This is a genomic window from Alteromonas sp. KUL106 (assembly GCF_009811415.1).
Lineage (GTDB): Bacteria > Pseudomonadota > Gammaproteobacteria > Enterobacterales > Alteromonadaceae > Alteromonas.
This window is the reverse complement of record NZ_BLIG01000019.1, coordinates 112,473-132,474: the sequence shown is the minus strand read 5'-3', so window position 1 is coordinate 132,474 and position 20,002 is coordinate 112,473. Positions and strand designations below refer to the sequence as shown.

At 44.9% G+C, this 20,002-nt stretch carries 16 protein-coding genes, 1 tRNA gene and 1 riboswitch; of the genes, 14 read left to right on the top strand and 3 right to left on the bottom strand.

Translation table 11 applies throughout. From position 1 onward, the window contains the following. Positions 1–2: 2 nt before the first annotated feature. From GVO63_RS07255 to GVO63_RS07235, 5 genes are read left to right on the top strand one after another with little or no spacing between them, the layout of a single operon-like run. Entirely contained in the window at positions 3–1,361 is a 1,359-nt protein-coding gene (locus tag GVO63_RS07255; RefSeq protein ID WP_159578812.1) for a MotA/TolQ/ExbB proton channel family protein, read from the top strand. 1 nt (position 1,362) lies between these two features. Further along, entirely contained in the window at positions 1,363–1,887 is a 525-nt protein-coding gene (locus tag GVO63_RS07250; RefSeq protein WP_012517736.1) for a MotA/TolQ/ExbB proton channel family protein, read from the top strand. A gap of 11 nt (positions 1,888–1,898) precedes the next feature. After that, a complete protein-coding gene (locus tag GVO63_RS07245; protein ID WP_012517737.1) occupies positions 1,899–2,297 on the top strand; it encodes a biopolymer transporter ExbD in 399 nt (132 codons plus the stop codon). Position 2,298: 1 nt separating this feature from the next. Beyond that, positions 2,299–2,910: an energy transducer TonB gene (locus GVO63_RS07240; RefSeq protein WP_105931775.1), complete on the top strand. Its 612-nt coding sequence runs from the start codon at positions 2,299–2,301 to the stop codon at positions 2,908–2,910. A gap of 2 nt (positions 2,911–2,912) precedes the next feature. Further along, positions 2,913–4,178, top strand: a complete 1,266-nt coding sequence (locus GVO63_RS07235) for a hypothetical protein (RefSeq protein WP_159578810.1) — start codon at positions 2,913–2,915, stop codon at positions 4,176–4,178. Positions 4,179–4,365: 187 nt separating this feature from the next. Here GVO63_RS07235 and GVO63_RS07230 read toward each other — a convergent pair whose 3' ends face one another. Then, complete coding sequence (locus GVO63_RS07230; protein ID WP_159578808.1) at positions 4,366–6,597, bottom strand: GNAT family N-acetyltransferase; 2,232 nt, start codon at positions 6,595–6,597, stop codon at positions 4,366–4,368. A 59-nt stretch (positions 6,598–6,656) separates the two neighbouring features. On the opposite strand from GVO63_RS07230, the gene GVO63_RS07225 reads away from it, so the two are divergent. The 9 genes from GVO63_RS07225 (at position 6,657) to GVO63_RS07185 (ending at position 14,183) form a co-directional block, all read left to right on the top strand. Then, positions 6,657–7,082: an acyl-CoA thioesterase gene (locus tag GVO63_RS07225; protein ID WP_159495175.1), complete on the top strand. Its 426-nt coding sequence runs from the start codon at positions 6,657–6,659 to the stop codon at positions 7,080–7,082. Positions 7,083–7,212: 130 nt separating this feature from the next. Then, positions 7,213–7,316, top strand: a riboswitch (TPP riboswitch). Between the two features lie 55 nt (positions 7,317–7,371). Beyond that, on the top strand, positions 7,372–9,462 hold the full coding sequence (locus GVO63_RS07220) for a TonB-dependent receptor (protein ID WP_159578806.1): 2,091 nt from the start codon (positions 7,372–7,374) through the stop codon (positions 9,460–9,462). A gap of 15 nt (positions 9,463–9,477) precedes the next feature. Beyond that, a complete protein-coding gene (locus GVO63_RS07215) occupies positions 9,478–9,741 on the top strand; it encodes a hypothetical protein (RefSeq protein ID WP_159495177.1) in 264 nt (87 codons plus the stop codon). Beyond that, entirely contained in the window at positions 9,741–10,385 is a 645-nt protein-coding gene (gene pnuC / locus GVO63_RS07210; protein WP_159495178.1) for a nicotinamide riboside transporter PnuC, read from the top strand. The genes GVO63_RS07215 and pnuC overlap by 1 nt, the downstream gene beginning before the upstream one ends. Further along, positions 10,351–11,202, top strand: coding sequence for a phosphotransferase (locus GVO63_RS07205; protein WP_159578804.1), 852 nt, complete (start codon positions 10,351–10,353; stop codon positions 11,200–11,202). The genes pnuC and GVO63_RS07205 overlap by 35 nt, the downstream gene beginning before the upstream one ends. A gap of 364 nt (positions 11,203–11,566) precedes the next feature. Beyond that, positions 11,567–11,643: transfer RNA gene (locus GVO63_RS07200), tRNA-Trp, on the top strand. Between the two features lie 237 nt (positions 11,644–11,880). After that, on the top strand, positions 11,881–12,543 hold the full coding sequence (locus GVO63_RS07195; protein WP_159578802.1) for an alanine acetyltransferase: 663 nt from the start codon (positions 11,881–11,883) through the stop codon (positions 12,541–12,543). Between the two features lie 8 nt (positions 12,544–12,551). Then, positions 12,552–13,046 carry a ribosomal protein S18-alanine N-acetyltransferase gene (rimI, locus tag GVO63_RS07190; RefSeq protein WP_159578800.1) on the top strand — a complete coding sequence of 165 codons (495 nt, stop codon included), beginning with the start codon at positions 12,552–12,554 and terminating at the stop codon, positions 13,044–13,046. A gap of 207 nt (positions 13,047–13,253) precedes the next feature. Next, a complete protein-coding gene (locus GVO63_RS07185; RefSeq protein ID WP_159578799.1) occupies positions 13,254–14,183 on the top strand; it encodes a DMT family transporter in 930 nt (309 codons plus the stop codon). Positions 14,184–14,359: 176 nt separating this feature from the next. Here GVO63_RS07185 and GVO63_RS07180 read toward each other — a convergent pair whose 3' ends face one another. Beyond that, positions 14,360–16,171, bottom strand: a complete 1,812-nt coding sequence (locus GVO63_RS07180; protein ID WP_159578797.1) for a diguanylate cyclase — start codon at positions 16,169–16,171, stop codon at positions 14,360–14,362. Positions 16,172–16,743: 572 nt separating this feature from the next. Beyond that, positions 16,744–19,728, bottom strand: a complete 2,985-nt coding sequence (locus GVO63_RS07175; protein ID WP_159578795.1) for a TonB-dependent siderophore receptor — start codon at positions 19,726–19,728, stop codon at positions 16,744–16,746. Positions 19,729–20,002 lie beyond the last annotated feature (274 nt).

Here is a 20,002-nt window from a genome sequence, read left to right as displayed (position 1 = left end):
TAATGAAACCAGTATTCAAATCTCTTTTAGCCGCTGCGACAGTTGCAGTTGCGGCAACCGGAGCGCAGGCTCAGGAAGCAAAGAGCCTGAAAGATCTTCTAGACCAGGTTCAACAGAACCGTGTTTCTGAAGCTCGTCTAGACAAGCAACGCGAAGCTGAGTTCCAATCAGCTCGTGCTGATAAGCAAGCGCTTCTTCGTAAAGCTCAAGCAAGTCTTAAAGCTGAGCAGGACCGCGGTGACCGTCTACAGAAGCAATTCTCAGACAACGAAGTTACCCTTAATGAAAAAGCAGCAGAGTTAGACCAAGCAACCGGTACGCTAGGTGAAATGTTCGGTGTGGTACGTCAAGCATCTTCTGAAGCTTACGGCCGTATCTCTACATCAATTGTCAGTGCACAGTTCCCTGGTCGCGGTCAGTTCCTTGCTGAAATGTCTGAAGACTCTAAAGGTCTTCCAAACATCAAAGAACTAGAAGACCTATGGTTTGCGCTTCAAAAAGAAATGACTGAAGGTGGTGAAGTAGTTAAGTTCACTACAGAAGTTGTAAATCTTGATGGCGGTTCATCACAGCAAGAAGTACTACGTGTTGGTACATTTAACCTTGTTGGTGAAAACGGTTACTTAGCTTACGATGCTGAGTCTGAAGTTGTTCAGCCTCTAGGTCGTCAGCCAGACGGTCATTTTGTAGCTTCTGCAGAAGACCTAATCGACGCGACTTCAGGTTTCACGCCTTTCTATGCTGACCCATCTCAAGGCGGTATTCTTGGTCTTTTGAAACAGAAAGCTACGATGTCTGAGCGTTATCACGCTGGTGGTCCAGTTGGTTACACAATCACGTTGATGCTTGGTGTAGGTCTATTAATCGGCCTGTACAAAATGATCACGCTTACAATCACTGGCGGTAAAATGCGTTCACAGCTTAAGAACGTAAACAACCCTTCTGAAGGTAACCCGTTAGGTCGTATCCTTAAAGTGTATCAAGAGAACAAGTCTGCTGATGCAGAAAACCTTGAGCTTAAACTTGATGAAGCGATTCTTCGCGAGCTTCCAAAAATTGAAAGCGGCATCAACGTAATCAAGATTTTCGCAGCGATTGCGCCTCTACTAGGTCTACTAGGTACAGTACTTGGTATGATCGAGACTTTCCAAACCATTACACTATTCGGTACTGGTGACCCACGTATGATGGCGGGAAGTATCTCAATGGCTCTTGTAACTACGGCTCAAGGTATTATTGCGGCTCTGCCACTAATTCTTACTCACAGCATCGTAGCGTCTCGTAGCAAGTCAATCATCCACATTCTTGATGAGCAAACTGCGGGTATCATAGCTGCTCACTCAGAGTCGGAGAAAGCGTAATATGAATTACCTGATTGGATTATTCGAATCGGTCAGGGACTTTATCGCTACCGGCGGTGACGTACTTTACTTCGTTGCTGCCGCGCTCTTTCTTATGTGGGTTTTAATGATTGAGCGTTACTGGTATTTAACCTCGGTCTTCCCAAAGGTGAAGAAAAACATCATCGCGAATTGGGATGCCCGAGCAGATACCACATCATGGTATGCGCATAGAATCCGTGACGCGTGGATTTCTCAGGCGTCAGACGATCTAAACGCTAGAATGCTGATTATCAGAACCATTATTGCAATGTGTCCGCTAATCGGTCTACTGGGAACAGTAACCGGTATGATCAGTGTTTTCGAGACAATGGCAACACAGGGCACCAGCAACGCACGTCTGATGGCAGCTGGTATCTCTATGGCGACTATCCCGACAATGGCGGGAATGGTAGCCGCGCTATCTGGACTGTTCATCAGTTCACGTCTTGAAGCGAAAGTGAAGCTGGCAAGAGAAGGGCTAGTTGATAGCCTGCCACATCATTAGAGAGAGAGATTATGGCTCGAAAAGTCAGAACCGAGGAAGAAGATGCACAGATCGACATGACGCCCATGTTGGATATCGTGTTTATCATGCTGATCTTCTTTATCGTTACCACTGTTTTCGTTAAGGAAGCAGGTATCGAAGTCAACAAGCCAGATGCGAGCCAGGCAATACTTCACAAAAATGCAAACATTTTCATCGCCGTTACTGAAGACGGAAATGTATGGCTAGACAAGCGTGAAGTAGCGCCGGACAGCGTAAGAGCGAATATTGAAAGACTGCTTACCGAGCAGCCAACTGACTACGTGATCATTCAAGCTGATGTAAAGGCTAAGCATGGTTTAGTAGTTGAAATTATGGATCAGGTTAAAGCCGCTGGCGTTAACCGAGTCTCGGTAGCGGCAAGGGGATAAGATGTTACGTATACTTGTATCTATTGTATTAGGTGCTGCGGTCGCATTTGCCCTCTTCGTTCTAATGGCTAAGTTGATTGAAAATTCATCTAGACCAGCAGACGAAGTTCCGCCTGCACCGGTTATCGATATCGTAATGCAGGAACCAGACGACCAGACGCAAACGCGTACTCGTGTTCCACCACCACCGCCGCCTCCGCCTCCACAGCCTCCAAAAATGGAGCAAGTTGAGCCGGAAGCTGCAGAACCTGATGCTGATGGCTTTAGCCTAGCTATTCCATCTATCGATACAGGTGGTGTTGGTGTAAACATCGGTGGTGTTGGTGCAATGCAGCGTGATGGTGAAGCGACACCTATCGTTCGTATCGACCCGAAATATCCACCTGATGCTGCCCGTGACGGCCGTGAGGGTTGGGTAAGACTATCTTTCACTATCAATGAAGTTGGTGGTGTGGATGATATTGAAGTTATTGATGCTGAACCTAAGCGTATATTCGACCGTGAAGCACGTCGTGCTCTGCGTAAGTGGAAATACAAGCCTAAAATTGTTGACGGTAAAGCCGTTAAACAGCCAGGCATGTTCGTACAGCTAGACTTTAAACTGGAGCAATGATCATGATGAAACGTACATTCAAAATGTCAGCCGTTGCTTTAGTGTTAGGTGCAAGTGCGGTGCTTTCAGCACCCGCTGCCCTGGCGCAGACATCACCTGTTGCTTGTCCTGGTTATGAAAAGGGCAAAACGACACTTGTGGGTGAGCGTACCGGTAAGAAAGTTCAAAAAGCTTTCGAGTTTTACAATGAAGATCTAGTCGACGAAGCGCTAAACGTTCTTTACGAAATCGATCCGTCGGATGATTTTGATAAAGCGTATGTTAATCGCTTTATTGGAAACCTACTTGCGGCGCAGGAAGGACAGGGCGGTAAAGCTTACAACTACCTGGTCGATTCTGTAAAAAATAAAGTGCTAAACGACCTAGAGCACGCTCAAACACTTAAGCTTTTAGGTGACTTGAGTATGCAGGAAGAAAAGTATAACGACGCTGTTAAGTGGTATAACAGCTGGATGGACTTTACATGTAAAGAAGATCCGGATGTTTATACCCGATTGACTCAGGCTTACTATGAATCTAAGCAATTAGATAAAATGATTGAGCCAGCAGATAGAGCAATTGCTTTATATGAAGAGCCAAACAAGAATCCGTATGTACTGAAACTTACCTCGTATTATGAGCGTAAGATGTATAATGAAACGGTACTTGTTGCAGAAGAACTTGTACGTAAGTTCCCTGAAGAGCCACGTTGGTGGTCTCAGCTAGGTATGTTTTATCTTCAAGTCGAAAAGTATGATAAGGCGTTGTCGGCTTTCGAACTTGCCGACATGCAGGGCTTCTTGAAGAAAGAAAGTGAAGCAAAAGCACTTGCTCAGCTATATCAAAGTAATGGTATGCCATATCGCGGCGCAAAGACGCTGGAAAAGTTCATCAAAGCTGGTGTTCTTAAAGAAGATGCAGATCTGACGGCAAGCATAGCGAATGCTTATCATGCCGCCAAAGAGTTCAAGACTGCTGCTAAGTTGTATGCGAAAGCTGCTGCTCAGACTTCTGATCCAGAATATTATCGCAAGCAAGGTACGCTGTTACTGATCGCTGAAGATTATAAGGGTGCTGTCAAAGCTCTTGAAAACGCGCTTGAGCGCGGTATCGAAAACCCAGAGAAAGTTCATTTCACATTAATGGAAGCGAACTTCTACGCCGGTGATTATCGAGCTGCATTTAAGCACGTTCAGGAAGCGAAGAAAGACCGCTCACTACGCCGCAACGCTGCCGCGTGGGAACCTTATATCAAGGAAAAAGCGAAAAACCGTGGTATTAACATTTAATATCCGGGCATAGTTTAGAAAAGCCTCCTTATGGAGGCTTTTTTTTGCCTGTAGCTTTTGTTTTTGAGTTGTTAACTATCTATGCGGATTGGTAAGAAATGGGAGTAGTGGTGAATATGTATCGCCTAAAACTCTGGCAATAAGCGAATTTAGACGCCTTACGCATGAGTTACAGAGCCTACTGAGATCAATTGAAAGCGGGCTTTAATAACGTTCTAATTACAGTCGTTATCTCTTTCGCGCCACTTACTGTTATGCCGTGAGTTTTCAATATTCCTTTTATGCGCTCAATATCTATATCTGAGTCACTAAATACCGATTTTAAATATCTTTGCGAACTCATGATCCTCACCACCTTGCCTAGTGATATAGGTCGTTCAGCGAACATTTCACCGTTATAACTTTGATATTCGTTGTCACGGCAATGATCAATAAGGTTATCGTTAAATTGTGCTTCGTTCGTCAACTTATATAAAATAGGCCAAACATCATCCAACGTTCGCGTTCCATCAGTAAATTGGAATAGTTTGTTGCTATAGGTTTTGAGGGCATAGTCGGGTAGTTCATGTACATTGATATCGCGCTCAAAGCTGGATTTTAAGGTTTTTAAGTGAGTAACAAGCGCTTTTGCCCTTAACGTATTCGGTAACACCGCCAATGCGCTTGTTTCCCCACTGGCTTTATTTGGTTTGCGGCCATAGTCAACAATCTCAAATCCATTGCGAGACCAAAACCTGTCGAGTTTCGTGGTAGTTCCGTATGATGTGCATACTGCATCTATTGTTTGTTCACGTGCTTTGTTAGCCAACTGCCGAATGAGACAGCTGCCAGTTCCCCTTCCTTGAAGATTGGGGTGTACGGCAATACGGTTTATTCTCCAATATTTATACGTGGCGGCGTTTGCGTCTGCAGAGAGCAGCGTCAGTCGTTGTGCACCTAAATGACCCTTAGGGCGGCGGCTTCCAGACGCTATGCCTGACGAAGCACCCTTCAAGCAAGTTCCACCTTCGATATTAATTATTGCTGCTGCCAATACCACGTTATCGCAATGGAGTGTGGCAACAAGCACGTCTGGACTATCCATTAAACGCATAAAATCATCAGGGGTGGTTTGATAGTGCGCCAATGTGAGTAAAGACATGACTTGCTGTAGCATGGGCTCAGTCATTTTCTCAAAAGAACACATACAAAAATCGCATTTTTGATTTAAGTTGAGGTTATGCTCTACATCAAGATTGCTAATAGCAGCTTCAACGGTGTTGTCTTCAAACAAGCACGTAGCGTTTAAAAATGCTTCGATAGGGTCTTTGTCAGCCCACCTCAACGGCGTTGATAAGGTTAGGTGAGCAGTTCCGTTGGGTAAGTTGGGAATGAGTTTGTGGATAAAGCCGCTACCTGAGCCTTCGTAGCCTAATAATGTCGTACTTAACACCCACTGTGAATTATGTGCCATTATGCGTGCTATTACCGGAAGCGGTATCGATGCGGCCTCATCAACCACAACGAGATCATAAATTCCCTTCTTTTTGCAATACAACAACTCACTGTCTGATGGAACCCACTTAACAAAGCCTTTTGAGGCTGCGGGCTTCATAGCAGAGACTTGCTCGTTGTTCAGTGCTTTTGATTCACTCACCGGAGAATTCGACAAATCTATTTGTTGAAACCGCGATATTACGTTCGTAACGTTATCCTTCTGTTCACTGGTCAGTAATACGTTATTTCCTTCTTTCACTAGGCGATCAATAAAAATTCCCAAGAGAGATGATTTTCCCCTACCTCTTGGTGCAGTTATTAAGGCGTTCAAGCTATTTGACGAATAAGCCTGATACACAAGGTTGTATACATATTCTTGCTCGCCCGTTTTAAACAGTGAATTCTTTTTAGCGTCTTGTGATTGCGCTGGGTCTATTTGATAAGTTGCTAAATCGGGGAGCAAGGTTTCCGCTTCAGTGTGAAATGCAACATAGGCGTTTTTACGCAGGTGCTCAATAAAGCGTGCAAGGTATCGACTACGATGGAGTATAAACCCCTCTGAGAGAAACGACACTGACACGTTTGTAACCCATTCGCTGAACGCTGGGCAAACAAGTATTAAACAGCCGTTGCGCTTCACGATCCCCGCCACTGCCATTACATCACCGGGCTTGAAAGCATCACGGCAGTCAATTATGGCAATATCGCACTCGCTGCCTAAAATGTGTTTTCGCTTTTTCCCCTTGAGTGTGTGACCCGTAAAACTCTCAACGTTTATAGACGAAACTTCATCGGTTAAGGTTCGAAGCATGAATAACGCCGCTTTACAAAAATCATCATTGCCAGACACAACAAGCATTCTGCGGTGAAGAGGGTGTGGTATCTGTAAGCCTCTATTGCTAAAGGGAGCGAGAAGCCATTCGCGTAATTGAGTTAGCGCCATGAATTAGTTTTTTCGGTATAATCTAACGCTATAGTAGCGATTTATTAAGAGGAATTCGAATGCGCTTTCTTTCTCGGCGTCTAGTCATGCCAAACGACTTAAACTACGCTAATTCTTTATTCGGTGGCCGCGCGTTGGAATGGATAGACGAAGAAGCTGCCATTTGGGCAATTTGTCAATTAGAAACTAACTGCTTGGTCACCAAGCATATTGGTGAAATTAGTTTCGAATCTCCGGCGATGCAGGGTGATATTGTAGAGTTTGGTCTGGAAACTAAGGCCGTAGGCCGCACGTCTATCACAGTAAGCTGCCTAGTACGCAACAAAGCCACCAAGAAAACCATCTGCTTTGCGGACGACATTGTATTTGTGAAAGTTGACCCAGAAACTCGTCAACCAACGGCACACGGCAAAACGTTGGAAGGTCTAAAAGCGCAAACTGACGATGAGGTTCGTCGTCTAAATATGAATATTGACGCTGAATAGCCTTTGGACCTCAATACCTTATATCATATAAAAATTATGACGTTAGCTTAACGTTTTATCTGCTTGACGGTGTGTATCTAACTGGTAGACTCCGTCGCAGATGTCGAGTTTGCTAGTTTGAGCGGCTCAGCACAGTACCAAGGGGTGTCCGTTTTCGGTCTGAGATCCACACTTGTGGGAACCCTTAAACCTGATCCGGATAATACCGGCGTAGGGATGGTTTACAACATAGCCTTATCACCTGCCGTTAGACCCGGATCTTTTTTCTTGACTAAGAATAAGAGATCCTATGTATAAAACACTTTTCACATTATCACTACTTGCGAGTTCTGTAGCGGCCTTTGCACAAGAAACCGCCACGAGCGACAATATAAGTAGCGCCCCTTCTGACATTGAACGAGTCGTCGTATCTGGTGATTTTCGTCAAACTACCCTGGATCAGTTAAGCGCTAGCGCCACTATCTTGGATCAAGAGCGTCTTCGCAGTAGACAACCTAGTCATATCGACAGTGTATTAAACAGTATTCCAAACGTAAACTTTGCTGCGGGCGCCTCCCGTGGACGATTCGTTCAAATTCGCGGTATTGGTGAACGTAGCCAATTCGCCGAGCCTATCAACCCATCGGTGAGCTTTATCGTCGATGAGTTTGATTTTTCTGGCCTTGCTGCAGCAGGCATTATTTTTGATACAAAACAACTAGAGGTATATCGCGGACCTCAGGCTACGCTGTACGGCACAGGCGCATTAGCCGGCGCTGTGAAGCTTTCAAGCAATGAAGTAGGAAGCGACGCGCCAAACTACATTGAAGCCCGTATAGGTAACAAAGACAGCTACCGAGTTGAAGGAGCCACTGGTGATGATATCAACAATGATTGGGGTTACCGCGTTGCGTTGGTCCACAATCGTAGCGATGGTTTTGTAGAAAATACGTTTCTAGGTAGAAACGACACCAATAATATTGATGAAACCGCATTGCGCTTTGCCGTAGAGGGCAATGTAGATGAAAGAACCACTCTAGCTCTTACCTACCGCTGGTTCGATATTGATAACGGCTATGATGCGTTCTCGCTAGACAACGACAATAAAACCCTGTCTGATGAACCAGGTTTTGACGAACACCAGACCCACGCCGTCAGCGCGCGCTCTACAACAAATACAGCAGCGGGCGATTTTATTCTTATCGCAACCCATGCGTCTCACAACATTGCTTATGGCTACGATGAAGATTGGACATTTACTGGCTTTCACCCATGGGGTTATACGTCGTTTGACGCGTACTACCGTGATGTAGAAACCCAAACCGGTGAGATACGTTTCGTATCGTCGGAAGATGCGGCGCTTTTTGATGGCATGACTGACTGGACATTAGGCGTATTTTATAAAAATACGGAAGAAAAGTTACTGCGCCAGTACACCTATCTTGAGAATGACTTTGCCAGTGAGTATACGCCAACAACGACTGCTATCTACGCTCAGACAGAAAGCCGATTGAACGATAACTTAGTGCTTGTAGCTGGGTTGAGAGTAGAAAACTACGATTTTGACTATGCTGATAACAATCAACTTGCACGATCGTTTGATACGACTATGGTTGGCGGCAAAGTCGCGCTTCAGTATACACAGGGTAATCATTTCTACTACGGCAGTATTTCTCGCGGATATAAGGGCGCTGGTTTTAACCCCGACAGCCGAGTAAATGACAGCCAACGTTTCTTCGATGAGGAATACAACTGGAACTACGAAGTCGGTGTAAAAGGCCCATTGCTAACGCCTGACCTTATCGCTCGTGCTGCAATTTTCTACATGGATAGAAAAGATACGCAAGTCAGTGATTTTGATGTCATCACCCGCGATGACGGCACCGCAGGCTTCGTTGACATTATTGACAACGCTGATTTAGGCACGAATAAGGGTGCAGAGCTTGAGCTTAGTTGGGTTGCAAATGATGCATGGCAAATAGACGCGAGCGTGGGGTACCTCAGCGCAACATTTGAAGGATATACCCTGGCAGACGGCACTGAAGTTTCTGAGCAAAGACAGGCGCAGTCACCTAAGTGGACGGCAAACCTTTATAGTGAGTACGCACTTACCGATAACATCCTTTGGCGTGTAGATGTTGATTATAAGAGTGAGTACCGTTTTTCTGACGGCCATGATGTAACGGCACCAAGTACTACTTTGGTTAATTCAGAACTGGTGGTGCTACATGGAGATTGGCAGACCTCACTTTGGATCCAAAATGCCTTTGACCGTGAGTACTATACCAGAGGGTTTGGTGGTTTTAGTAATGACCCTCGCGATGAATATGCCTTTGATGAACCGTATTACCAAGTAGGTAACGGTCGTCAGTTTGGTATTACGGCTAAGTACGCGTTTTAAGAAAAGGATACGAGTATGCAAGTTATGGTTGAACTGTCTTTGTACCCCTTAGTCAACGAATATATTCCACCCATCCAAGATTTCATTGATAGGTTAAATAGCTACAGTGATATCACAGTTTCAACAAGTTCAACCAGCACACAGGTGACTGGAGACTATGTTGTGGTTATGAAAATACTGGGTGAAGAAATGCAAAGGACTCATGAAGAGGTGGGACAGGCTATTTTTGTGGCCAAGTTCCTAAACTTTGATGCCATGCAATCTAGAAAATCGTCTTGATGGCTAGCTTCTTTTCTGAGTTCACCTCGCAAATTGCCGCTACTTCACTGCTAGAGTGGGTAGCGGTTGTTCTGGCCATCGCCTATGTTCTGTTGGCTGCGAAACAAAATAGCTGGTGTTGGCTTTGCGCCTTTGTAAGTACTGCGATTTACACGTGGCTATTTTGGCAAGTGACTCTGCCGTTTCAGTCGGCGCTTAACTTTTTCTATATGATAATGGCGGGGTACGGCTATTATCAGTGGTCGAAAGGTGCGGAAGACGGTGATGTTAAGCCTGTACTTCATTGGCCGCTTTGGGCACATTTACTTATCGTGCCTAGCATGTTAACGCTAGCTTGGTTTCTGTCTACAGTGGCCGGATCACAATTTAATAGTGAGTACCTACTATTAGATGCGAGCATAAATTTATTGAGTGTTGTCACCACATTTATGGTGGCCCACAAAATCCTGCAAAACTGGGTTTATTGGTTTTTCATTAATTTAGCTTCCGCGTATTTATATCTACAAGTGGGCTATGCACTGTCTGCTTGTTTGTTTTTGGGCTATGTAGGCTTTGCGGTATTTGGCTACTATCAGTGGCTATTGCAATATAAGAAACAAGGTGAACAGGTTGGATATCATCACCAAGCTGCAAAAGGCGCTTAATCTGAGCGACAGGGCTAACATTTCTGTTCACCCTGCTGGCGCGGTAAATCGTGTTTACCGCGTTCGAGATCCTGGCAATGCTCAATTCCCTTGGAGGGTGAGTCATCTTCAAAATGGTGATCAACAAAACCGCAGGGATATCCCCATTGATTTGGCAGTCAAATGGATGGGCGATGACGATTTTAGCGGTGTCAATCGTGCGCATCAGTTTGCTTTGCAGCAACAGTTGTATGAGTTGGGTATAGCACCACAACCTATTTGGTTAAGTGATGATGAAACCATTTGGGTAGAACAATGGCTAAAAAACAGTGACAGTGCGACGCTTTCAATGTTTGATCTGGCCGAAACTCTCGCTCGCATTCATTCTCTGCCCGTTACCGCCAGGCCATTAGATTTAGCATCTAGATGGCGGCATTACAGTGATATCGCACAGTTCGACGAAAGTAATGACCTTTATTTAAAAGCGCAAACATTTCAGACTAAGGTAATAAAAAGCGAACAAGACGATGAAGATTATGTTTTGTGTCACAACGACTTACTCATCAATCACTTGTTGCTAAGCGCAGATAACACGCTCAAAATTATTGATTGGGAGTATGCAGCAATGGGAAACCGCTACTTTGACTTGGCAAGCTGCTGTCTCATCAATAAACTCGAAATTGATGACAGTAGAGAATTAGTTAAACATTACGCCAAGTGCATGGATATCAACGAGAGCGATGCGTTAGAGAGGTTTGATCTGCACACCGAGATCGTCGCTATCACGAATAACTTATGGTTTGCTGCGCTTAATGCGAATAAAGAACAATCGTTATAGATACCTCAGCGTTTAAAGCTGATACCAATCCGCATAGATATTTGCCAGCGCCTTCCCGAAGGGCGAGTTTAAAATGTCCGTACTCTTTGTTGTGTCACCTTGATGTAGAATCACTAAACCTGCGGTAACACACCGCGATTACAAACATTTTAACTCTCGCTGAGTGGGTAATTATCTATGCGGACTGGTATTAAAATGGCTCAAAAACGGGCTTGCTAAGACAAGCCTTAGAGTTTGATTAACGTATAAATGGAATTTTTAGATTGAAAAAACAGCGTATTGCGTGTTAATTAAGCATGCAGTGCATGGTAATGATAAAAAGGCTTTACCTTTTAAATGTCATCCGTATAATGCACAGCGCGCTAGGGGTGTAGTTCGAATTGGTAGAACAGCGGTCTCCAAAACCGATGGTTGGGGGTTCGAGTCCCTCCACCCCTGCCACTTTCCTTTCTTGTGAATACCCCCGTTCAATTCAGAAATAATCTTACATTCAATCATTGATACTACGATTTTTATACTTTATGTCTCATAAGTTTATGTAGCTATCGATTGACTTTGGCTGATTGCACTTAAAGCAAATGCCATTAAGGTAAAATAACGCGATAGTGATTCAACCAAGCCTATAACTTTAGTAAACTAAACAATCTCGATGAATTCTTCACGATAGGTTTTTACGCTATGGCTCTTACTTCATATCAGCAGGCGATATTACAAGAAATGGGGATCCCAGTATGGATCACCAAAGACGCCTACGCTGAGCTAAAGCAGGAAGACCAATCGAAGCAAAGCGACAACAGTGCAGCACAGCACATACACGGTGTGTCGAGTCTTTCATCAACCCAAACGTCTTTCAGTCAAACTGCTCAATCGAATACGCGGTCTTCAACGCCAATTTCTCAAGAAGAGAAGCAGTCTCGTCTTGCTCAGTTAAGGGCAAATGTAGGCAGTACCGCGAAAGATAAAATCCAGCCTAAAAACGCTGATACAGCAAAACCGCCATCGTTTAGCACGTCACGAAATAACGAAGATGGTGGAAGTAAAAGTGGCGTAGCGCAAAGCGAAGCAAAAGAATCAGTATCGCCAGAAGGTATTCCGTTAAGCGCCGAACAGAAAGCGAAATCACAACAATGGCTAAAAGATTTGCAGCTAGCTTGTGTTCAGTTAGGTATACCGTCACATTGGGCTAACACTATAATGATTGGTCGCGGGCTATCAGTAACCGAATCGGCCATAGTATTACCAGCCACACCGCTTAAACTTACCACAGTGCAAAAGCGGGCGCTCTGGGCCCAACTCATTAGCGCAGGGCGCATGATGAACAACACCGCTAACAGTCAGTAATTTCTGCGATGGAATTAAAAATCGTACCACCGGAAGGCTTCGAACGGCACATCAAACAAGCTCACGCTATTCATCAGCGTTCGCAAGTAGCTCCCTGGAAATTAAGCACTTTCGCTGATTGTTTTACCAAACCTTACTACGGCGTATTTGCTTTTGAAAATGAAGAAGTTATTGGCTATGCGATTATGCTTGAAGTCGTTGATGAAGCTACGCTCATGGATATTGCGGTGGACAATGCCGCCAGAGGCAAGGGGGTAGGTCGCGCTTTAGTCAATTTTGTCGTCGCTACATCGATGAAAAATAACATGTGTGAGATGTGGTTAGAGGTACGTGAAAGTAATCACGCCGCCATTGCGCTTTACGAGAGCTCTGGATTTGAGCACATCGAGACCCGCAAAAACTACTACACCACGAAGAATACGGATATCGCCAACAACGGAAGCAATGGGAATAGCACACATAAAGAAAACGCTAGAATCATGAAGTGGACAAACCCTGCGTAATAATCCCCCCGTATAATAAAGTTTCCACAAGGCTTTTAAAAAGTTGACCATTTGGTCGATAATTTGGTGTGTTTTAAGGCTTGGAAGGTTTTAATCCTCCACCAATTCACTTATATTTGCGCCACTAAAATTCTCCGCTCACAGGCTCCTTATCCGGCGGTGAAACTTCTCTTAACGCATTTCGTACAGTTGGATTTCTTAAAGCGCATGTCTTCATTATCAGAGGCGGAAAAACAGCAATCAAAAGGTATTAAAATGCTCTTGGTTGCGGTGTTGTGTTTAGGGCTTAATTGGCCCGGCATGAAGTTAGGACTTGAGATTGTAGGGCCTGTGTGGATGGTGTGCTTACGCTTTTTGTTAAGTCTCCCCGTGCTTGCGCTGTTTGTGCTGATCACTAAAAAACGTTTACCGCTATTAAATCGAAAAGATCGCTCGGTAGTTTTTGTTGTCGCATTTTTCCAGTTTATTTTATCAATGGGGCTTATTACTGTATCCCTACAGTTTATCCCCGCGGGCACCGCCAGTATTCTTATTTACACCACACCGCTTTGGATGCTGCTTATCGATACCTTGTGGTATCGACAACGTCCGCATTCTAAGCGATTAATCCTAACCGGTATTTCCACCGTGGGCTGCGCAATGATTTTACTTGCCTCTGGCCAACCGGGTGCATGGCTACCTCTTTTCGGAATGTTGCTGGCATCTGCATTGTGGGCGGTCGCTATTCGAAGAGTGTCTTTTCACAAGTGGAAAGGAAGCGTAATAGAAGCGGTGTTCTGGCAGTTTACTTTTGCGGGCTTCGCGATGCTTGCTATCGCACTAATGGTAGAGCCAACACCGAATTTTGGTGCTTACGCTGTAAGTGACTGGCTGTTACTGGCTTATATTGGTCCAGTGGCAACAGGTCTCGGTTTTGGCCTCATGGTAGCGGCGGGGCCTAAATTACCCCCAGATAAAATTGTTCTTATTAGTACACTCACGCCGATAGTGGGTTATGTCAGCTCTGTGATATTGCTTAAAGAAACGCTACTGCCATTGGTGATGGCCGGAGCAATATTGATGATAGCTGCGCTAATAGTAAATGGCCTTCCTCAAAGCACACTTAAAAGGATATTAGGTAAAGGCCACGCGAAATAAAGCTCAGTTAAAGCGTTAGTCGAGGCTGTATAAAATCTAAAAACGCAGAGTTACGAGACGATACGGCGCTATGTTGATGAAGGTAGTTAAATAGCCAATATGTATCGCTTTTTCGCCTTAATACTATGGCGCTGCAATTTTCAAAAGAAGACAAATGAAAGGCAGTGGTTACGTTGTCATAAAGCCGGAATGATTAGGTTTCTTCCCTTATCTTTGGCTACGTAAAGGGCTTTATCTGCGCGCCTGAAGGCTTCGACGACATCGTCGGAGCCTTTGCATAAAGTCCAACCTATACATGCCCCTAACTTCCTGTCACCAATGGATGCAATGGCTAACTGGCTAATGGCGCGGTGGACAGCGTTCAATTGCTCTGCAAACTCGTCTGCTTCACTTGGCTGTGCGGTGGGCTGCAGTTCGTTGTGTGTAATTTTGTCAATGTGCTCGCCTAGGTTTATTTCCCCATTCCGTTTTATACGCTTTGCTATGGCAAACTCTTCTCCACCATAGCGCGCAGCAACTTGATCTGCACTATTGAGGGGCGCGAGAATACCCGCTATTCCCTTAAGTACTTCGTCACCAACATCGTGTCCAAACCTATCGTTGATAATTTTGAAGTGGTCTAAATCTATTAGCGCAATGGCGAGAATGTCGTAATCACATAAGGCTTTATCAAACGTAGTGTCGACAAATAAATCCAGCGTACGACGATTAGGCAGCCCAGTTAAACCATCTTTGGAAGCCAGTTCCGCCAAGATACTGTTTGTCTTTTCGAGTGCAAGTGTGCGCTCTGCCACTAATGCCTCTAATCTGGTTGCTTGTTCGCTTTTTAATTGAGCGGTTTCTTTCTGCGCGTCTCTTTCTCTTTGAACAACCTTAACCATGTAGCTTGCGGTAAGCGCGACCATGAATAGACACGTCGTTACAAGTCCAGTCATAAAGGTTGCAATGGGCTCTAAAAAAAGATCAACCTCAAAAAGCGCAATGATAGTAAGGATGAGAGTACTAAACGTCACGGGGAACATAGCTGCGGCAAGCCACTTGGCCCTGTCCGAGCCTCGCTTGTGCTCTACAGTGATAACGATGCCCGCAATGAGTGTAAAAGGGAAAAAAAGGACAACGGGAAATTTTAAAGCTATATCTAGTCCCACGCCTAGCCAGAGTGAAATACCGATGAGAGGAAAAATTGCGCAAAATCGCTTTACGGCTTTTGCTCCATACACCACATGGTTTTCTCTGGCGAGTGTTTGAAACAATACCCAGAAGGCAGTGATCAAAACAGAATATACACTGATAGCATAGCTAATATCATTCAAACTCGGCGTGTTTGGCCAAAGCAGCTCAAATGCGTAACCAAAAACGCGAAAGAACCAAAAAGTGATGGCAAAAATAAATGACGCAAAGCTCAAAAAAACCAAATTACGGCTGGCAAAGTAGCCTAAAACACAAAGTACAGTGAGCAGGCCCATTGCGCCGAAAAACGCCATATCCCGCTGCAAGGTTTTCATATAAAGATTGCTGTAAAATTCGGGCGTCGCGACAGAGAAGCTGTATCTCAATATTTCACCTGACATAGTTCCGCTAAATTCAGTGTAAGACGAAGGCTTCAAGATAGAAGGGAAATGATAATTCGGGGCATTCACAGCGCGAGAGTGAAAGGGGGTATTGTCACCAGTTTCCCACCGGTTGTAACCATCTGTTACCGTTAACACTTTTACCGCAGGGAAGCCGATAGAAAACCATACGGGAACGTGTGTATCTAGCGGGTTATAAACACGAACTTTGAAGTGCAAATACTGTGAAGGCGATCTGTCGATAATGTTGTCGCTATAAAACCATTGCTCATCGCCCGTGAGTGCTGCGCTGTCGCTTACAGCAAATACAATGTCGTTGTCTAAAGAGAGAATAGTTTGTGGATCGTTGAAATTGGCCGCGCAAGCCGTTCGGAAAAAACACGCTATTACAAACCATGCGAGTAATAATCGCAGCATTCATCGTCCTTGTTTTGTTATACCAATTCTTATAGATAATTGCTCATTAAGAAGGTGCTGGCACGTTTCCTAGCAAAGCAGGGGAATGCAGGGATGGCTGTCCCCTTTCACATTTCCAGAATGTAGCTAAGAAGCTTGCCAGACCTTCCCTAAGGGCGAGTTTAAATTTCCGTTTTCTTTGGTGTGTCACCTTGATGTAGAACCACTATACCTGCGGTAACACGCCTCGACTACGAACGATTTAAGTCTCGCTGAGTGGGTAATTATCTATCCGGACTAATATTAATAATCTCTTGTTTAGAATGACTATAGCACAGTGTTTGTCAATTTAAGCTTTCAGTAAATGAAACAAAAGTTAAGGTACACGGTTTTTAAATACGGCGTGAGGTTTCTTCTCGATTAATTGGTGTAAGCGGGCGGCAATGATTTGTATAGGGTAAGACCTGTTTTCTCAAAGTCTCTGTGTTTTAAGTGAGTAAACAGGCCAGTTAGGTCACGTCGTGACGCCGAAATAAAAAAGCCGTTTACGAGAGTAAACGACTTTTTGCTTAGGTCCAAAGGGAGGTTTGGAATTAGAATTTTCCTCGGAATGATGCAAACCAGTTTGTGCTGGTGTCGTAAACTGTTGGATACGTGTTACCGTTACCAAGAGCGGGACCTGCACCAGAATAAATTGGAGGTTGCTCACCGAGAAGGTTGAGAACACCTAGAGTGAACTCTAGGTTCTCATTCATGAAATACGTAGCAGAGATATCAAGATAGTTGATAGCTCTGAATCCCGTTTCAAGTGTATCACCTTCATCATCGTTATCGGTTGTACCAAAGTGTCTCCAGGTAGCAGTAATATCAATGTCTAGGTTCGTATTCCACGTAGCCATGAATCTATGACGGTATTCAGGGTTTGGTGCGTCACATGCGTTACCAAAGAATCCTGCACACTCAATGGCATCACCACCAGGGAATGGTACAGTGCTTAATTCGTCTAGCATGGTTGCAGCGTAGTCGATTCTCATATTGCCTAGTTTAGTGTCGAAATTATATCCTATTTGAACGTCTACGCCTGATGTTTGAAGTGTAGCGATGTTCAAGTTTGTTTGTTGGAAACCAACACCAAATGTTCCCGCTGCAAGAGAGCCTGCTGAAGAACGAGTGATTAGACTACAGAACGTAGGATCGCCTGTTTCAAGACAGTTATCGAAGATAGTTTGCGCTGGGATACCCGCTGAAATTGCATCTTCTACTTCGATATCAAAGTAATCCACACTAATCGAGAGGCCTTCGATACTTGCTGGAGTGATAACGATACCGAAAGTGACGGTATCGGCAGTTTCAGGAGACAGTTGTGGGTTACCACCAGTAAGAGACTGAGTTTGGCCAGAGATAACGTCTAGGATGTTACCGTATTGAGCTGCTGTAACCCCTGTTCTTGCACAGGTTTCAAGTGAAGCAATTGGGTTTGCACCTGCACATGGATCATACAACTGCTCGCCGCTAGCGTCGGTTCCCGCAGGGCTTAGATTAGGTAGTCCTGTGTTTTGACCGGTGAATAAGTCGATAACGTTAGGCGCACGAACCGCACGTTGGTATTGAGCACGCAGTTTAATGTCGTCTATTGGTGTCCACGATAATTGGTAGCCATACGCATTGGTGTCAAAGCTGTTTGTAGTGCCATTTCCGTCTGCGTCATAGTCAGAGAAACGATACTGTGCACTCAACACGAGTTCTTCAGCAAATTCTGCACCCGAGACAAGTGGCACCTGAACCTCGGTAAAGAATTCACGCACTTCAATCTTGCCAGCAACAGCGAGCGTAGCGCCGCCGACACCGGTAAAACCGCCACCTTGTATTTGGCTAATTTCATCTGGAGAAGAGGCAAGCTCGTCTTTGCGGTATTCGATACCGAACAACACGCCAATACCATCACTCGCCGTAGGGATCTTAATACCGTAATCGCCTAGGTTAGCTTGAATATCAGCACCGAAAACTTTTTGCGAAGTTTCACCGTTTACTATACCAATGCCTTGAATGAAGTCTAACTGAGCTTGGGTAACAGAGCTTTCACCGCCAGGGCGTTGGAAAATATTGTAGGGTACACAGCCTCCTGACTGATCAATACATACTACATTGCCATTAGCATCCGTTGTTGCTAGTAGGGCCTGTTGAAGGTTTGCTACAACGAAATCGTTAGTTGCCGAACTCTGGTCACGGGTTTCAGACACTTGACCAAATACATTCCACGCCCAAATGTCGTCGATGAAACCGTTTAATCCACCAACAAAGCGCCAAGCGCTGTTTTCAAGACGTGAATTACGCGAACCACCTTCTACGTTACGGTGAGATGCTGTGATTCCGCTCACAATTACATCGTTCGCAATATCGTCAGCCGAGCAACCAAAAATATCAGTAAATGCGATGCCGCTGTTGCCTTGAATTAACGGGTTTCCACAGTTAATGTCATAGGCGCCGATACCAAACGAAGCACTTGGTGCAATCTGGGCATCACTGGTGTTGTTGATGTATGAAAAATCTGCATAGGCTTCTAGGTTGTCAGCTAGTTCATAGTCGCCTTTCGCGTAGAAATGATAACGTTCTGATGGACGCTGGAAGAAGTTGGTTGCACCGAAGTTATAGGTCTGTGTTGGACCACCAGCATAAGAGATGATATTGCCGTTTTCCTCTTGGAACGCAAACCCGCCAGGACCGCCAAATAACCGAAAGTTCGCTGAACCTACACAGCCAAAGCCTTCGAAGCTTGATGCGCCGTTACTTTGGCCCAAGGTACATGCAGAGAAAATTCTATCGGCCTGAACGATTTCTTGGCGATCCTCGTAAGAAGCGTAAATGGTTACGTTGCCTTTGCCGTCAGCAGATGATGCGCCAAACATCGTATAAATTAGCGTTTCGTCACCATCCATTGTTGACCCAGGGACGGGTTGCTGCGCCGCGTTTAGCACGCCCTCATACAGACCGTTATCGTTGTCAGCATAGTTCGTGCTGAACTGACCACCAAACTCGACACCTTCAAAGTCGTCGCGAAGAATAAAGTTTGCAACACCACCAACCGCATCAGACCCGTATACCGCTGACGCACCACCAGTAAGGATGTCAACGCGCTCCAACATTTGCGTAGGGACTAAGTCAACGTTGGCCGCACTGGTTCCTGAGGAGCCATATGGAAGACGTTTGCCGTCAATAAGCACTAATGTTCTATTTGCACCTAAACCACGAAGGTTCAGCGTTGCAGTACCCGTTGAACCATTTGAAACTTCCGATGCTTGACCTGCGAAAACCTGCGGAAGCACGTTAACAAAATCTTCTACACGTAAGTTACCGCGAGCCGCTGCTTCGGCACCTGATACACTCAAAACAGGTGTAGCCGCTGCAACATTGGGATTGGAAAGTAGACGCGAACCCGTAACTTCGATTTTCTCAACGGTTTCTTTTTCTGATTCGTCTTCTTCTTGGGCGTGGATATTGGCAGAAAATGCCATTGATGCAGCAGCGCCAAACGCGCAAGCCAGTCGTACCGACTTGGCCAGTTTGTGGTTTGAAAACATTCTAGTCTCCCTTGACTTTGATTTTTTTCTTTAATTATTTTTAGTGTGTTTTTTGAACACTTAATATTCTTCGCATAAAATTTGTACATTTTCAATAGAATGTAGCCCGAAAATTTAAGAAATTGTTTTTTGGAGAGTTTTGCTGGTATTGAAGGTAGCATTGGAAGTGATGTATCGGAGTTTTGTACTGAGAAGAATGGAGTGCTTAAAGAAATTCTCCATTTCAACACGAGCAATGTGTGTACTGTAATTTCGCTCTACTGTTACGCCCAGT

Bases quoted from the DNA above. Each gene is read 5' to 3' on its own strand.
- GVO63_RS07175 (WP_159578795.1), bottom strand. From the start codon at position 19,728: ATGTTTTCAAACCACAAACTGGCCAAGTCGGTACGACTGGCTTGCGCG.
- GVO63_RS07255 (WP_159578812.1), top strand. From the start codon at position 3: ATGAAACCAGTATTCAAATCTCTTTTAGCCGCTGCGACAGTTGCAGTT.
- GVO63_RS07230 (WP_159578808.1), bottom strand. From the start codon at position 6,597: ATGGCGCTAACTCAATTACGCGAATGGCTTCTCGCTCCCTTTAGCAAT.
- pnuC (WP_159495178.1), top strand. From the start codon at position 9,741: ATGGCTAGCTTCTTTTCTGAGTTCACCTCGCAAATTGCCGCTACTTCA.
- rimI (WP_159578800.1), top strand. From the start codon at position 12,552: ATGGAATTAAAAATCGTACCACCGGAAGGCTTCGAACGGCACATCAAA.
- GVO63_RS07245 (WP_012517737.1), top strand. From the start codon at position 1,899: ATGGCTCGAAAAGTCAGAACCGAGGAAGAAGATGCACAGATCGACATG.
- GVO63_RS07185 (WP_159578799.1), top strand. From the start codon at position 13,254: ATGTCTTCATTATCAGAGGCGGAAAAACAGCAATCAAAAGGTATTAAA.
- GVO63_RS07225 (WP_159495175.1), top strand. From the start codon at position 6,657: ATGCGCTTTCTTTCTCGGCGTCTAGTCATGCCAAACGACTTAAACTAC.
- GVO63_RS07180 (WP_159578797.1), bottom strand. From the start codon at position 16,171: ATGCTGCGATTATTACTCGCATGGTTTGTAATAGCGTGTTTTTTCCGA.
- GVO63_RS07240 (WP_105931775.1), top strand. From the start codon at position 2,299: ATGTTACGTATACTTGTATCTATTGTATTAGGTGCTGCGGTCGCATTT.
- GVO63_RS07220 (WP_159578806.1), top strand. From the start codon at position 7,372: ATGTATAAAACACTTTTCACATTATCACTACTTGCGAGTTCTGTAGCG.
- GVO63_RS07250 (WP_012517736.1), top strand. From the start codon at position 1,363: ATGAATTACCTGATTGGATTATTCGAATCGGTCAGGGACTTTATCGCT.
- GVO63_RS07235 (WP_159578810.1), top strand. From the start codon at position 2,913: ATGATGAAACGTACATTCAAAATGTCAGCCGTTGCTTTAGTGTTAGGT.
- GVO63_RS07215 (WP_159495177.1), top strand. From the start codon at position 9,478: ATGCAAGTTATGGTTGAACTGTCTTTGTACCCCTTAGTCAACGAATAT.
- GVO63_RS07195 (WP_159578802.1), top strand. From the start codon at position 11,881: ATGGCTCTTACTTCATATCAGCAGGCGATATTACAAGAAATGGGGATC.